At 59.3% G+C, this 15287-nt stretch carries 16 protein-coding genes; 6 read left to right on the top strand and 10 right to left on the bottom strand.

What is annotated here, in order from left to right; genetic code table 11:
• Window positions 1–6 precede the first annotated feature (6 nt).
• Together kdpA and kdpF are read right to left on the bottom strand one after the other, a co-directional pair.
• Entirely contained in the window at window positions 7–1701 is a 1695-nt protein-coding gene (gene kdpA / locus Q6A51_RS18195) for a potassium-transporting ATPase subunit KdpA (protein WP_304575412.1), read from the bottom strand.
• An 8-nt stretch (window positions 1702–1709) separates the two neighbouring features.
• On the bottom strand, window positions 1710–1799 hold the full coding sequence (gene kdpF / locus Q6A51_RS18190; RefSeq protein WP_074569008.1) for a K(+)-transporting ATPase subunit F: 90 nt from the start codon (window positions 1797–1799) through the stop codon (window positions 1710–1712).
• A 327-nt stretch (window positions 1800–2126) separates the two neighbouring features.
• Here kdpF and Q6A51_RS18185 point away from each other — a divergent pair, with 327 nt between their 5' ends.
• The 3 genes from Q6A51_RS18185 to xopAW all read left to right on the top strand — a co-directional run bounded on the left by Q6A51_RS18185 (window position 2127) and on the right by xopAW (window position 4774).
• On the top strand, window positions 2127–2876 hold the full coding sequence (locus Q6A51_RS18185) for a response regulator (RefSeq protein ID WP_201020616.1): 750 nt from the start codon (window positions 2127–2129) through the stop codon (window positions 2874–2876).
• Window positions 2873–3910 (top strand): sensor histidine kinase, encoded by a 1038-nt coding sequence (locus Q6A51_RS18180; RefSeq protein WP_304575411.1) that lies wholly within the window; start codon window positions 2873–2875, stop codon window positions 3908–3910. The genes Q6A51_RS18185 and Q6A51_RS18180 overlap by 4 nt, the downstream gene beginning before the upstream one ends.
• Before the next feature lie 114 nt (window positions 3911–4024).
• The gene (gene xopAW, locus Q6A51_RS18175) at window positions 4025–4774 is read left to right on the top strand and encodes a XopAW family type III secretion system calcium-binding effector (protein WP_304575410.1); all 750 of its coding nucleotides are present in this window, start codon (window positions 4025–4027) and stop codon (window positions 4772–4774) included.
• A gap of 24 nt (window positions 4775–4798) precedes the next feature.
• Here the strand turns inward: xopAW and Q6A51_RS18170 are convergent, their stop codons facing one another.
• The 8 genes from Q6A51_RS18170 to Q6A51_RS18135 all read right to left on the bottom strand — a co-directional run bounded on the left by Q6A51_RS18170 (window position 4799) and on the right by Q6A51_RS18135 (window position 11045).
• A complete protein-coding gene (locus Q6A51_RS18170; RefSeq protein WP_201020618.1) occupies window positions 4799–5866 on the bottom strand; it encodes an AI-2E family transporter in 1068 nt (355 codons plus the stop codon).
• A 46-nt stretch (window positions 5867–5912) separates the two neighbouring features.
• On the bottom strand, window positions 5913–6743 hold the full coding sequence (locus Q6A51_RS18165) for a DUF4892 domain-containing protein (protein ID WP_374005010.1): 831 nt from the start codon (window positions 6741–6743) through the stop codon (window positions 5913–5915).
• Window positions 6744–6870: 127 nt separating this feature from the next.
• Window positions 6871–7725: an alpha/beta fold hydrolase gene (locus tag Q6A51_RS18160; RefSeq protein WP_304575409.1), complete on the bottom strand. Its 855-nt coding sequence runs from the start codon at window positions 7723–7725 to the stop codon at window positions 6871–6873.
• A complete protein-coding gene (locus Q6A51_RS18155) occupies window positions 7722–8531 on the bottom strand; it encodes an alpha/beta fold hydrolase (protein ID WP_304575408.1) in 810 nt (269 codons plus the stop codon). The genes Q6A51_RS18160 and Q6A51_RS18155 overlap by 4 nt, the downstream gene beginning before the upstream one ends.
• Before the next feature lie 121 nt (window positions 8532–8652).
• Window positions 8653–9096, bottom strand: coding sequence for a hotdog fold thioesterase (locus Q6A51_RS18150; protein ID WP_304575407.1), 444 nt, complete (start codon window positions 9094–9096; stop codon window positions 8653–8655).
• Window positions 9097–9197: 101 nt separating this feature from the next.
• Complete coding sequence (gene sixA / locus Q6A51_RS18145; protein ID WP_201020623.1) at window positions 9198–9653, bottom strand: phosphohistidine phosphatase SixA; 456 nt, start codon at window positions 9651–9653, stop codon at window positions 9198–9200.
• Entirely contained in the window at window positions 9650–9994 is a 345-nt protein-coding gene (locus Q6A51_RS18140; protein WP_201002515.1) for a DUF4389 domain-containing protein, read from the bottom strand. The genes sixA and Q6A51_RS18140 overlap by 4 nt, the downstream gene beginning before the upstream one ends.
• Window positions 9995–10019: 25 nt before the next feature.
• Window positions 10020–11045: an NAD(P)H-dependent glycerol-3-phosphate dehydrogenase gene (locus Q6A51_RS18135; RefSeq protein ID WP_201002518.1), complete on the bottom strand. Its 1026-nt coding sequence runs from the start codon at window positions 11043–11045 to the stop codon at window positions 10020–10022.
• A gap of 309 nt (window positions 11046–11354) precedes the next feature.
• Between Q6A51_RS18135 and Q6A51_RS18130 the strand changes: the two genes are divergently transcribed.
• From Q6A51_RS18130 to fabB, 3 genes are all read left to right on the top strand, one after another.
• Window positions 11355–13256 carry an ATP-binding protein gene (locus Q6A51_RS18130; RefSeq protein ID WP_201002520.1) on the top strand — a complete coding sequence of 634 codons (1902 nt, stop codon included), beginning with the start codon at window positions 11355–11357 and terminating at the stop codon, window positions 13254–13256.
• Between the two features lie 222 nt (window positions 13257–13478).
• Window positions 13479–13994 carry a 3-hydroxyacyl-[acyl-carrier-protein] dehydratase FabA gene (gene fabA / locus Q6A51_RS18125; protein ID WP_025260620.1) on the top strand — a complete coding sequence of 172 codons (516 nt, stop codon included), beginning with the start codon at window positions 13479–13481 and terminating at the stop codon, window positions 13992–13994.
• Window positions 13995–14004: 10 nt separating this feature from the next.
• A complete protein-coding gene (gene fabB, locus Q6A51_RS18120) occupies window positions 14005–15225 on the top strand; it encodes a beta-ketoacyl-ACP synthase I (protein ID WP_201002522.1) in 1221 nt (406 codons plus the stop codon).
• Window positions 15226–15287: the final 62 nt, after the last annotated feature.

The raw sequence follows: 15287 nt of genomic DNA, 5'->3' as shown, positions 1-15287 counted from the left end.
GGCTCCTCAGAAGCCCAGGCTCAAATGTTCGGCAATCGGCCCAAGTGCCAGGGTTGGCAGGAAGGTCAGGCCACCGACCAGCAAAATGGTCACTGTCAGCAAGGTCACGAAAAGCGGGCCGTGGGTCGGGAAGCTGTTCAGGCCCTGTGGCGCGGCCTTTTTCATCGCGAGGCTGCCCGCCAGTGCCAGGACCGGCACGATGTAACCGAAACGTCCCAGGAACATCGCCACGCTGAGCATCAGGTTGTGGAACACGGTATTGGCACTGAAACCGCCGAACGCCGAGCCGTTGTTGGCCGTGGCCGAGGTGTAGGCATACAGCAACTGACTGAAACCGTGCGGGCCAGGGTTGCTCACTGAAGCCAGCGGCCCTGGCAGGCTGGCAGCCACGGCACCGAGCACCAGCACACCGACAGGCATGACCAACAGGGTCGCGACCAGCAGGCGGATTTCTGTCGCTTGCAGCTTCTTGCCCAGGTATTCCGGGGTGCGGCCAATCATCAGGCCGGCCAGGAAGACGGCGATCAGCACGTTAAGCAGCATGCCGTTGAGGCCGACACCGACGCCGCCGAAGATCACCTCACCGACCATCATGTTGACCAGCGCGACCATGCCGGTCAGCGGGTTGAGGCTGTCATGCATGGCATTGACCGAGCCGTTCGACGCGGCAGTGGTCGCCGTCGCCCAGAGCACAGTAGCAGTGGTGCCGAAACGGCTTTCCTTGCCTTCGAGCGGCGCGGTCTGCTCGACACCGGCAATGTTCAGCGCCGGGTTGGGCTGATACTCGGCCCACAGCGAAACAGCACCGCCGATCAGCAGCATGATCAGCATGCAGGCCATGATGGCGCGGCTCTGGCGCATGTCCTTGACGTAATGCCCGAAAGTGAACACCAGCGCAGCCGGAATCAGCAGGATCGACACCAGTTGCAGCAGGTTGCTCAAGGCGGTCGGGTTCTCGAACGGGTGCGCCGAGTTCACGCCAAAGAAGCCGCCACCGTTGGTGCCCAGTTGCTTGATCGCGATCTGGCTTGCAGCAGGCCCCATGGGCAGGCTTTGATCGGCGCCCTGCAAGGTGACGGCATCGATATAGTGGGCAAAGCTTTGCGGTACGCCCTGCCAGACCAGCAACAGGGCCAGCACGATACACAGCGGCAACAGGCCGTACAGAGTGACGCGGGTCATGTCGGTCCAGAAGTTGCCGAGGTTTTCTGTGGAGCGACGGCTGATGCCGCGACAGAACGCCAGCAACACGGCAATCCCCGTGGCAGCGCTGACAAAGTTCTGCACGGTCAGGCCGACCATCTGGCTCAGGTAACTGAGCGACGCTTCGCCGCTATAGCTTTGCCAGTTGGTGTTGGTGACGAAACTCATTGCAGTGTTGAACGCCAGCGACCATTCCATCCCCGGCAATTGCTGCGGGTTGAGTGGCAAGGCGCCCTGCCCCAGCAACATGGCGAACAGCAGCACGAAACCGGCCAGGTTGAAGGCCAGCAAGGCCCATAGGTAAGCCTTCCAGTTCTGCTCGACCTTGGGGTCGATGCCCGACAGGCGATAACAGATATTTTCCACCGGCCTCAGCAGCGGGCTGAGCCAGGTGCGCTCGCCTTCCACCACCCGATAGTAGAAACGCCCCAGCAAGGGCGCGGGCAATACGACCAGCACCAGAAAAGCCAGAATCAGCAGGTAGTCATAACTGTGCATGGCAGCTCCTAGTTCCGGCCTGCGCGCAACAGCGCAACCAGCAAGTAAATGAACAGCCCGACTGCCAACAGCAGTGACACCCCATCCAGAACGCTCATCAAGATTCTCCGTCGCTACGGCGGTTGCCGCTTGGGAGCAATTGTCCTCAGCAGAGGCGTAAAGGAACGAGAGCGACAGGTAGCGAGGGGCGTAAAGACGGCGTAAAGAATGCCGACTCTTTAGAAGTAATCCCGATCGGTTAAGGCATAGATGTCACTTGTGGGAGGGGCCTTGGGGATTTGTACCAACTTGAATACATTCACGACATGCCCACGACATTCTCCCGCGACACCCTTTCGCCGCGTCCCGTGGCGAAGTAGCATGACGGGAGCGTTGATCTTCAATAGCGGCCAGTGATGGCGGCATCACAAGGCAGCAGTCGCACTATGCAAGCAATCCCCGACAGCAATACCGATAACTCGTCACCAGAACAGCGTTGGAATATCCGCGCATTGATCGTCGATGATGATGTGGCCATTCGTGAACTGCTCTGCGATTACCTGTCCCGCTTCAACATCCAGTCCAAAGGCGTTACCGACGGCACACAGATGCGTCAGGCCCTGGCCGAGGAAACCTTTGATGTCGTGGTGCTGGACCTGATGCTGCCCGGCGAAGACGGTCTGTCGCTGTGTCGCTGGCTGCGCAGCACGTCGGATATTCCGATCCTGATGCTCACCGCCCGTTGCGAACCCACCGACCGTATCATCGGGCTGGAGCTGGGTGCCGACGACTACATGGCAAAGCCCTTCGAGCCTCGCGAACTGGTCGCTCGTATCCAGACAGTCTTGCGCCGGGTGCGCGACGAGCGCAGCGAGCAGCGCACCACCGTACGTTTCGATGCCTGGCGCCTGAACAGCGTCCTGCGTCAGTTGATCGCCGCAGATGGCCTGGTAGTTCCGCTCTCCAACGCCGAATTCCGTCTGTTGCGGGTATTTCTGGAACGCCCTCATCGCGTGCTCAGCCGCGAGCAACTGCTCGATGCCGCCCGCGGCCGCTCCATTGAGGCCTTCGACCGCAGCATCGATCTGCTGGTCTCGCGCCTGCGCCAGAAGCTGGGGGACGATCCCAAGAATCCCCAACTGATCAAGACGGTGCGCGGCGAAGGCTACCTTTTCGATGCCAGGGAACTCGCTTGATAAGATCAGCCGATACACTTTTTGCACGATTGTTCGGTGGAGCGCTGATTGCGATCCTGCTCGGGCATGTATTGGCATTCATCTGGTTCACGCAATACGGCCCGCCACCGCCAAGGGAGGCACCGCCCTTCGCTCAGCAGGACGCCAACGGCACTTCTCAGGAGCGCGTCCCTCGCAGGCCATCATTCTGGCGGGGGCCTCTGACAGTCATGGGCTTTCAGTTGATCACGCTGGTCATCGCCGCCTGGTATGGGGCCAAGGCCCTGAGCCGTCCTGTGCAACGCATGAGCGAAGCGGCCGAACGCCTCAGTGAAAACCTCGACAGCCCGCCCCTGGAGCTGACCGGCCCCAGGGAGGCTCGCAATGCGGCTCACACCTTCAACCTGATGCAGCAAAAGATTCGCGAGCAGATGCAGCAGCGCGGACGCATGCTGGCAGCCGTCTCCCACGACCTGCGCACACCACTTTCACGCCTGAAACTGCGTGTCGAAAAAATCGAAGACCCCAAACTCCATGGCCAGATGACTCAGGATCTGGACGACATGATCAACATGCTCGACGCCACCCTGAGCTACCTGAATGAGCATCGCAAGAGTGAAGAACTGCAACAGCTCGACCTGCAGGCACTGATCGAGTCCCTGGCCGAGAACGCTCAGGACAACGGTGATGACGTGCAATACCAGGGGCAGTGCAAGCCACTCAAGACGCAACCGATGGCGTTGCGTTCCTGCCTGCATAACCTGATCGACAATGCGCTGCGCTATGCAGGCAGTGTGAACATCGATATTCAGGATCAGGCCAGTCGCGTGAAGATTTCGGTCATCGACCGCGGGCCGGGTATTGCGCCCGAGTTTCACGAGACGGTATTCGAGCCCTTCTATCGCCTGGAAGGCTCGCGCAATCGCAACTCCGGCGGCGTCGGCATGGGCATGACCATCGCCCGCGAGGCAGCCTGGCGCATGGGCGGCGAGCTGTACCTGACAGAGACGCCCGGCGGTGGCCTGACGGTCGTACTCGATCTGCCACGGGCCTGACGAGCGCGTATCCCGCCCGATACAAATCCCACATCCCCACGACAACTGACGCCCTGAGGCTTCATAAGCCGGTGCACCGCCATCGGACCTATCAACCTCATGGGAGTCAGCCCAATGATCAGTGGTATCAGCAGTAGTTATTCGAGCTACACCAGCTCAAGCAGTTTGACTTCAAGCACAAACAGCAAGAAGTTTCAGGAAGAGTTGCTGGCCAAGCTCGATACCGACGGTGATGGCAGCATCAACAAGGACGAACTGAGCTCGGCGCTCTCCTCCGACAAGAAAGATGGAATTACCGTCAGCCTGAGCGAAGCGTTCAGCAGCCTGGACAGTAACGATGATGACAGCCTGGATGCCGATGAGCTGGCAGCCCTGACACCACCGCCGCCTCCACCTGCCACGGATATAGCCGAAGACTTGCTCGGTTCGCTGGACACTGACGGCGATGGCTCGATCAACAGTGACGAGCTGACCACTGGCCTGACCAATGCGGGCAGCACTGCCGACAGCACCAAAGTGTTCGATGCTCTGGACACCAACGAAGACGGCACCGTCAGCCTTGAAGAACTGACAGCCAGCCTGCAACCGCAACAGCCACCGGCCGGCCCGCCACCTGCACAGAATGCCAATGTCGGCAGCACTGACAGCGCAGCCCTGTTCAGCGCCCTGGATACCGACAGCGATGACAGCATCAGCGCCACCGAACTGGCCACGGCTCTGAGCCAGAGCAACAGCAATAGCGAACAGACCAATGCCAATCAAGTGGCCGCCCAGGCCTTGAGCAAGATGATTGCCGCATTGGGCGAGCGTTATGACACCGAAGGCAGCAAGCCTATCGGTAAATACCTCGACACTGCTGCCTGACACGAGAACCGCCGCTGATGCACATCACGCGGCGGGATCTTCTCGCTTGGTCTTGATGATCTTTTCCCCGGCGACCCAGTCGGTCAGCAGGCTGTAGGCAACCGCCAACAGCGTCGGACCGATGAACAGGCCGATAAAACCAAACGCCAGCAAACCACCGAATACCCCCAGCAGGACGATCACCAACGGCAGGTTGCCGCCACGGCTGATCAGGTACGGCTTGAGCACGTTGTCGACACCACTGATGATGAAGGTGCCCCAAAGACCGAGAAACACTGCCATGCCGTACTCGCCCTGCCAGACCAGCCAGGCGGTAGCCGGTATCCAGACCAGCGGCGGCCCCATGGGAATCAGGCTGAAGACGAACGTCAGGATGCCCAGCACCAGCGCACCGGGAATACCCGCGATCAGGAAGCCGATCAAGGCCAGGATTGCCTGGGCGGCGGCGGTACCGATCACACCATTGACCACCCGTTGCACCGTACCGGCAACCAGATCCAGATAATACTGGGCGCGGTCGCCGATCAAGCGCTCCAGCAGGCTGAGCACAAAAGCCGCAAGCCTTGGACCGTCGCGATAGAAGAAGAAAGCGAACACGATACTCAGGGTCAGTTCGAGAATGCCGCCACCGATCTGCGCACTACGGGCCAGCAACCAGTTGCCGACTTCGCCCAGATAAGGCCGGGCGGCAGCCATGAATGCCGCGCCTTGCTGATCGATGGTGTTCCAGATGCCCACCAGCCGCTCACCCACGAACGGAATGCCTGCCAGCCAGCCCGGAGGATCAGGCAGCCCGTCGACCTGAACATCCTTGATGAACGCCGTTGCGTCCCGCACATGATCGGCAAGGTTGAAACCCAGCCAGACCAACGGTGCCGCCACCAGCAACATCCAGCACAGGCTCATCGCCAACGCGGCCAGTGATTCACGGCCCTTGAACCAGTGAGTCAGTAAACGCATCAGCGGCCAACTGGCGAACGCCAGCACAGCCCCCCAGACCAGTGCCGACCAGAATGGCGCCATCACCCAGAGACAGGCACCAAACAGCACCAACAACAGGATCTGCACCAGCAGGCGGTCGTTATTGAACATGGAGGGCACCTATGAAAATAAGAACAGCGAATGTCTTGTACAAAGACTAGCGGATCACTTCAATGACAAGACCCGCTTTATCGACACTGCCCGTCTCCAATCGTGCCGCACGTACGCCCTTGGCAACCAGTGCTTCACGCCATGCTTCGGCATGAACACCCGAAACCGTCGCACGCAAGGTGCTGTCCAGATTCAGCCCCCGGGACAGCAAAGTCACCCAGCTCTCCTGCGGCTCGCCACCCAGCCTTGGCATATCGAGCCTGCCGGTGCTTCTGAGCTGACGCAGCAAGGTGGCGGATGTCGGCAGCAACTCACCCAGAGGCGCGGCAGCCGTGAATTGCTCTACATGCAGATAAGCCCGGCGATTACCGCGAGTGATGCTGTACAAGGCCACCAGGGTTTCATTGTCAGGCTCAGCCAGTCGCAGCAGCAGATAGGCTTGTCGGTCATCGGCACCATAAAGCTTGGAATTACCGAAAACCTCATTGGCCCACAGGCTGCTTTCCCCGCAATCACGGGCCTGACACCAGAACAACAGCTCGGCACCTTGCTTCTGCAAGGCTTCACGGGCAGCCGTGAACGCTTCGTCGGAAGCGTGCTCGGCAGGCAACTGGTAGGTCACCGAAGTGAGACTGCCGCGGGCGCTGACCTGACCATCAAAACGCAACTGGCCGCTGATCTTGCGGATAGACCCCATGGGATAGATACGCTCCAGATCAGCACTTGGGCGGTAATCGACGATTTCCGCATCGGCCAGACGCGGCACGATATTCAGGTCATGACTACCCGGCACATCGGCGGCAGACACCAGGGCGCTGAACAGTGAAGCGCACAACATGACAAATGGAGCACTGGATAAACGCATGGATGCTCTCATCGACTTGCAAGGCGAGAAATGAAATGGGCAACGTCGCCGCTGAGGCGAATATACAAGGCAATAGGTTGGTCCATCATGATTGACTCCTGTTTCAATCCTTGCAGCGTCGACAGTTGCCTGTTGCAAGTCAAGACGCAGCGAAAAAGCGATTGAAACAGTCTGCAACAGAGCGTGCGCCCGCCTCGTCATTCAAATGCAGATGGTGCCCGCCAGGCAAGCTCGAGACCTGAAATGGCAGGCCCGACAACAGGTCCCGGTTCTTGGCCAGCATTCCGCCTTCAGCCATTACCAATTGTGTCGGACACTGGATACCGTCGATAAAGCTCATGGCCTGCTGCTGAGTGAAACGAACGGCCGAAGGCAGCGTCAGGCGACTGTCGCTGCGCCAGGTGTAACCGCCCGGAACCGGCATGAGCCCGCGCTGGGCCAGCAATTGCGCCGCTTCACGACTGACCGCCACCATGCCTTTCATGCGTACTTCCACGGCGCGCTCCTGATCCGGATACACCGACTTTTTCTTGCCGGGCAAGGCCAGTTGCGCCTGAATGGACATCCGCATGCGATCCACCGCTTCGTCGGCCTCACTGGTCAGCGGCAGCAGCCCGTCGATCAAGGCCAGACGATGAACCCGATCAGGCATCGAAGCCGCCAGAATCACCGAGATAATCGCGCCCAGCGAGTGCCCGAGCAGGGAAAAACGCTGCCAGCCCAATTGCTCGGCCACCTGCAGCACATCAAACACGTAATCCGCCAGATTGTAGCTCGCGCCTGCCGGACGATGATCGGAATGACCGTGACCAGCCAGATCCAGCGCCACGATGCGCAGGCCTTCAAGCCTGGGCGCCAGTCGGGCAAAGCTGTTGGCGTTATCGAGCCAGCCATGCAAGGCGATCACTGGCTGACCATCTTCAGGGCCGAACAGATGCGCAGCCAGCTCGATATGCCCAAGACTCAGGCGAACTTCTTCTACTGCATGGCTCATGGGCCGGTGACCTCGATGCGTCGGGCATCCCAACGGGTAAACAATGATTTGAGCATCTGCGCCGTCTCGGTGGGCCGCTCCAGCGGGAACATGTGACCGCCCGGCATCGACAGGCATTCACCGTCACGCAGGCGTCTGGCCTGATAGCCATGATGCGGCAATACCACCCGGCTGTGCTTGCCACGCACCATGGCCAACGGCACGCTGAGCTGTCGCGACGGCTTGGGGCTGGTGTGCGGGATACTGCGATAGATGCTGATTTCCGTGGCGGCATCGAAACGCAGGCGCAACTGTTCGCCATCGGCTTGCAGGCCGTGTTGCAGATAGGCATCGAAACAGTCTGGATCGAAACGGCGGAACAGCGTCTTGCTGGAGAAGTAATCACGAGCCGCCTGGGCATTGCTGAAGGCCTCACGGCGCCCCAGAGTACGGCCTGCGGGTGTGATGCGGTCGATGAAACCAAAACGCTTGGCGGCGCGGATCATCCATTGGTCCACCAGGCTCAGGACCGGCGAGTCGAGCATCACCACGCCACGATACAACTCAGGACAGCGTAGTGCCGCATGAAAGTGCAGCACGCCACCCAGGGAATGCCCGACACCCCAGACCGGCCCCGGCTGCTCGCGCAGGTGATGGATCAGTTCATCCACCAGATTCAGCCAGTTGTCATCGACCGGGAAACGAGGGTCATGGGCATGCTGTTCCAGATGGGCAACCGAGTACTCCGGCGCCAGCGCGGTGAACAGTTTGCCGTAGGTCGCCGACGGAAAACCGTTGGCGTGAGCAAAGAAGATATGTTGCGACATGCCGGCGCATCCAATGGCTGAATCTGTGGCGATTGTGCGCACTGCGCCAAAGGTACGGCAACGCCTGGAAGTGCCATCGAAGGTGACACTCCGGCCATGGAACTGGCCGGAGTGTCGGCATTCAACGTGCAGGTGGTTCCTGACCATGAGGAACGACCGCGACGGTCAGGCGGGAGATGCAGCACGGCTTGCCATCTTCGTTACTGATGCGGATATCCCACACATGGGTCGTGCGACCGATATGAACCGGACGCACAACGCCCGTCACTCGCCCGCTACGAACACCACGCAAATGGTTGGCATTGACCTCCAGGCCCACGCAGAAGAACTTGCTGGTGTCGACCACAAGAAAACTGGCCACGGACCCAAGGGATTCGGCCAGCACCACCGACGCCCCGCCATGCAACAGACCAAAAGGCTGATGAGTACGCTGATCGACCACCATGCTGCCGGTCAGTGAATCGTCGGTGAACGAGTCAAAGCGAATATCCAGCACTTCGCCAATGGTGTCCTTCTGACCTGCATTGAGGCTTTCGAGATTGGGGGTTTCACGCCATAGGGTCATGCTCGATCCTTTTTATAGATGCACTCAATCATGCTGTGTGGGAGCGAATTCATTCGCGAAAGGGGCTCGCGACTGAAGTTGCTCCTACATGCGTCAGTGATTCAGACGTGGCGGACACTCAGCAGTGTCATGCCTCCAGCCGTTGCAAATTCGCCTTCCAGCTCGGCAAGGCTGGCGGTACTCATGGGCTGGGCATGCTGATAGCTGCCATGTGCCAACAAACCGATCAATGCGCCGACCAGAGGCTGATGACTGACCAACAGGACGTCATCGTCAGCCTGAAGATCAAGGTGACTCAGGACCTGACGGGGATCGCTGTCGGGTGTCAGCCAGGGCACGGTCACAATCGGCTCACTGAACCCTAGCGCATGACGAACCAGTTCGGCAGTCTGTTGCGCCCGCACGTAAGGGCTGGCCACGATTCGTTGCAGCGGCTTGCCCTGCAGATGCACGGCGCTCTTGAGCACCTCTTCGCGGCCATGGGCCGTCAGTTCACGCTCGGCATCGCTGCGTGCCCGGGATTGCGCCTCTCCATGGCGCAGTACCCAGACCTTCACAGTTTTGGCTCTTCATCGCGCACCGGATGCGGCGCAGGCTCGACATAATGCGCAGCCTCGCCCTCTGGAGCACGAGGCGTCGGCCAATCGGCGAACGGCCAGGGCTTCTGGTCGCTATGAAAAGTGCCATAGCGCCCGATCTGTGCCAGAAACTGGCTCAGGCTGTCACCGAAGTTCATCAGGCTGCCGCTGGGCGCCCCATAGATCAGACGATAGCCCAACTGCACCAGCACGACACCCGCCAGGACAATCTCCGCGACCTGCCAGACGATGGCGAACAACAGCATCCACAGGATGCGCAGCAGGATCGATTCGTTTTTCTGGATTTTCGATTCGTTCAAGACATTCTCCCTGATGAGTTTGAATTCAGTTGAAACCCGTGGTTGATATGAAATCGACGTCCGTCTTGGGCTCTGCGCGCATCAACGCTTCGATGACCTGATTGAGCGTACGACCTTCGAAAAGAATTGCATGCAGGCCAGCGACCAACGGCATATAGACCTGGACCTGCTGCGCTTTGACCTTGAGTACCTTGAGTGTGTTCACACCTTCGGCCACTTCGCCCAGGCGGCTCACCGCTTCGTCCAGGGTCAGGCCCTGCCCCAATGCGAAACCGACCTGGTAATTACGGCTTTTGGGCGAGGAACAGGTCACGATCAAATCACCGACCCCGGCCAGCCCCAGGAAAGTCATGGGGTTGGCGCCCTGACTGACCGCAAAGCGGGTCATTTCTGCCAGGGCACGGGTAATCAGCATGCTCTTGGTGTTTTCGCCCATGCCCAGGGCAACAGCCATGCCTGCAATAATCGCATAGACGTTTTTCAAGGCACCGCCCAGTTCGACGCCAAAACGGTCGTTACTGGCATAGACACGGAAGGTACGGCCATGCAGCGCAGCCTGGACCCGCTGGCACAGCTCTTCATCTTCGCTGGCGACCACGGTCGCGGTCAGCGCATCTTCGGCGATTTCACGGGCCAGATTGGGACCGGACAACACGCCAATGCGCGCCTTGGGAACGATCTCTTCGAGAATCTGGCTCATCAGCTTGAAAGTCTGAGCCTCAATGCCCTTGGTCAGGCTCACCAGCATCTTGCCGTTCAAGCGCTCGACATGGGGCGAGAGCACAGTGCGCAAGGCACTCGAAGGCAAGGCGACGAAAATCAGCTCGCACGCCTCGACAGTGGCCGTGAGGTCTGTGACAGGCTCGACTTCGGGCCTGACCTTGATGCCCTTGAGGTAACGAGGGTTTTCACGGTTGTCGCGAATCGCTTGGGCCTGCTCCGGGTCGCGCATCCATTGACGAACCTGATGACCGTTCTGTGCCAACAGGTTTGCAATGGCAGTGCCGAAACTGCCGCCACCAAGAACCGCTACAGGTTGCTGCGTGGTCATAAACCAATCCATCCAGGGGCCATTCAACTGGCGATGGCGCATTATACGGAGCGCTGGCGCATCGGCCAGCGACAAACGCTGTCAGAAACGCCATCAGTCATGGACCTGAGCCCGTTGCGGTCACACAAGTTCCATGGAAATCGCGCCCATCTCGGTTAACATGCGCCGATGCAGCATGGATGATCGTGGCATTTGGCTTTTACGCTGAGCCACTGACGCAAATGCTATGACCCGAACCACAGAGCCCAGAAGCATGGACGCAACCCTCCATTTACCGGACCGCCTCCCGGCCCAGACGGTACGCAGCCAATGAAACTGCGTCACTGGGATATCAATACCCGCACACAGATCATCAGCCTGGGTCCGGCATTGATCCTGACACTGCTGCTGGTCAGCTTCTTTACCTTCGTGCGGATTCAGGATCTGCGCCAGGAGCTCAATCATATCGGGCAATTGATCGCCAACCAGTTGGCACCGGCGGCTGAAACCGGGGTCATTCTCGGGGATATCGAAACCCTTAAAAGCCTGATGCGCGCCACATTGTCCATGCCCAATGTGCGCTATGTGGAAATTCAGGACAGCGACAACAATGTGCTGATCTACATCGAGCAACCGCATCAGAGTGCCAATCACTCCCTGCAGACGGAAACATTCCAGGCGCCCATCCACTCGCAGCATTCAGGCGCGAACCACAACATCGCGACATCGGAGAGTTATCTGGGGCGGGTATTGGTGGGCATGTCCAGCGAAGCGTTCAGCCAGCGCCAGCAGGAAATTCTACTCAAGGCCGGCATACTGGCGCTGTTCGCCCTGCTGTTTACCTTTCTTCTGGCCAGACGGCTGGCCCTGAGCCTGTCACAACCGATCAGCGACATGGGCGAAGCCCTCAAGGCGATACAGAAAGGCGATTACCACACTCCCCTGCCGGTCAGCGACGATGCCGAGCTGGGGGCTCTGGCCAGGCACATCAATAATCTGGCCTTCAATCTGGACAAGGCCAGCACCGAGCAGCAACGCTCCATGGCCCAGTTGATCCAGACCCGGGAAGAAGCCGAGCAGGCAAACCGCGCCAAATCCGACTTTCTGGCGATGATGAGCCATGAACTGCGCACCCCGATGAATGGCGTGCTAGGCATGCTGCAACTGCTGGAAACAACCCGGATGACCGATGAGCAGACCGAATATGCAGCGCTGGCCACCGAATCCACCGAGCACCTGCTGCGGGTCATCAATGACATTCTCGACTTCTCACGTATCGAGCGCGATGCCCTGCAAATAGAAGGCATCACGTTCAACCTCGCCGATCTGGTCAACGCTTCGACCCAAGCCTTCAGCCATAGCGCACAGCAACGCAACCTGCTGCTGGAGCGCCACATACAACCCGGCCTTGAGCTGCTGAACGTCATGGGCGATCCGACCCGTATCCGCCAGATACTGGTCAACCTGATCGGCAATGCACTGAAATTCACCGAAGTCGGCAGTGTGCGTATAGAAGTGGGCTGGGAAAACCTGGACAGCGATCATGTGCGCTTCGTATGTACTGTGAGCGACAGCGGGATCGGTATTCATGCCGATCGGCTGGAGTCCATGTTCGATGCCTTCAAGCAAGCCGACAGCTCCATTTCGCGGCGTTATGGTGGCACCGGTCTGGGCCTGCCCATTGCCCGCACACTGGCCGAGCGCATGGGCGGAACACTGCATGCACAGAGCGAAGAAGGTATCGGCTCGGTCTTTACCCTGCAGATCCCGTTGTTGCTGTGCAGCGTGGCGGCAGCCGACAAGGAGCAACCGCTTCTGAACATCGACGAATGCGGCAAGGAACACTGTGTCTTGCTGGTCGAGGACAACCCGGTCAATCGCACGGTGGTCATGGCGATGTTGCACAACATGGGTTGCAAGGTGGATGTCGCGGTCGACGGCGCCCAGGCCGTGATCAAGGCAGGCGCGGGAAATTACGCCTTGATTCTCATGGATTGCCGACTGCCGGTCATGGATGGTTATGAAGCAACCCGGCGAATCCGGCAAATTTCGGGGCTCGGCGAGTTGCCGATCATCGCTCTGACGGCTAATGTCCTGCAGGGTGATCGTGACGCCTGTTTACAGGCGGGCATGGATGACTACCTGGCAAAGCCCTTCAAACATGCTGATTTACAGCAGGTTTTACAACGTTGGCTATCCTTTCGGGCGGCTGCGACTGGCGATAAATGCTAAATTGCGGCAGTCTTGGGGATCGAACCGCCCAGTGATATCGGTCGAATGACGTATTTCAGTGCACAGGTGTACTTTGATTTTCCCTTGCGCTGTGACTTTCACTTCAACGCAACAGTCTATGAGTAGGCTGCCGGACAGAGTCCTGGCGAATTAGTCCGCCAGGACTGGCGATAGGGCCAGTGGCGCCCCATCCTGCCGCACAAAGATTATTGAGGAGCTCGCATGACCAAACAACACGCCTTTACCCGGGAAGACCTGCTGCGCTGCAGTCGCGGCGAGCTGTTCGGACCAGGTAACGCGCAACTGCCTGCCCCCAACATGCTGATGGTTGATCGCATCACCCACATCAGCGAAGAGGGCGGCAAGTACGGCAAAGGTGAATTGGTCGCTGAACTGGATATCAATCCAGACCTGTGGTTCTTCGCCTGTCACTTCGAAGGCGACCCGGTAATGCCAGGCTGCCTGGGCCTCGATGCCATGTGGCAACTGGTCGGTTTCTTCCTGGGCTGGCAGGGTCTGCCAGGCCGTGGTCGTGCATTGGGCTCGGGCGAAGTGAAGTTCTTCGGTCAGGTCCTGCCAAGCGCCAAGAAAGTCACCTATAACATCCAGATCAAGCGCGTCCTCAAAGGCAAGCTGAACCTGGCCATTGCCGATGGCTCGGTTACTGTCGACGGTCGCGAGATCTACACCGCCGAAGGCCTGCGGGTCGGCGTCTTCACTTCCACTGAAAACTTCTAAGGGTAATCGCATGCGCCGCGTCGTTATCACTGGTCTGGGCATTGTTTCCTGCTTGGGCAATGACAAAGAGACCGTCACCGCCAACCTGCGTGCCAACCGCCCTGGCATCCGGTTCAATCCGGAATATGCCGAAATGGGTCTGCGCAGCCAGGTTTCCGGTTCCATCGACCTCAACCTCGAAGAACTGATCGATCGCAAGATCTACCGTTTCGTCGGCCACGCGGCAGCTTATGCCTACCTGGCGATGAAAGACGCCATTGCCGATTCCGGCCTGAGCGAAGATCAGGTTTCCAACGTGCGTACCGGCCTGATCGCTGGCAGCGGCGGCGCCTCCACTCTGAACCAGATGGAAGCACTGGACACTCTGCGCGAGAAAGGCGTCAAGCGTGTCGGCCCTTACCGCGTCACCCGGACCATGGGCAGCACCGTTTCGGCGTGCCTGGCCACTCCGTTCAAGATCAAGGGCGTGAACTACTCCATCTCGTCCGCCTGCGCCACCAGCGCCCACTGCATCGGTAACGCAGTCGAGCAGATCCAGCTGGGCAAGCAGGACATCGTTTTTGCTGGCGGCGGCGAAGAAGAGCACTGGACCCAGTCGTTCCTGTTCGACGCAATGGGCGCTCTGTCCACCCAGTACAACGAAACCCCGGAAAAAGCCTCCCGCGCCTACGACGCCAAGCGTGACGGTTTCGTCATCGCCGGCGGTGGCGGCATGGTCGTAGTTGAAGAGCTGGAACACGCTCTGGCACGCGGCGCCAAGATCTATGCAGAAATCGTTGGCTACGGCGCAACGTCCGACGGCTACGACATGGTTGCCCCAAGCGGTGAAGGCGCCATTCGCTGCATGAAGATGGCTCTGTCCACCGTTGACGGCCCTATCGACTACCTCAACACCCACGGCACCTCGACTCCGGTCGGCGACGCCAAGGAGATGGAAGGTGTTCGTGAAGTCTTCGGCACCAACGCTCCAGCGATCAGCTCGACCAAGAGCCTGTCCGGCCACTCCCTGGGCGCTGCTGGCGTTCACGAAGCGATCTACTGCCTGCTGATGATGGAAAACAACTTCATTGCCGGCTCCGCCAACATCGACGAACTGGACCCGGTTGTCGCCGACATGCCGATCCTGCTCAAGACTCGCGAAGATGCCAAGCTCGATCTGGTCATGAGCAACAGCTTCGGCTTTGGTGGCACCAACGCCACTCTGGTCATGAAGCGCTGGCAGGGCAAGTAATACGCCCTCGCAGCAAGTAATAATGAAGAAGGCGCCTTTCGAGGCGCCTTTTTCATGCCTGC

The sequence above is a fragment of the Pseudomonas serbiensis genome (genome assembly GCF_030580745.1).
In the GTDB taxonomy this organism is placed as follows: domain Bacteria; phylum Pseudomonadota; class Gammaproteobacteria; order Pseudomonadales; family Pseudomonadaceae; genus Aquipseudomonas; species Aquipseudomonas serbiensis.
This window is presented reverse-complemented; position numbering and strand designations above follow the sequence as displayed.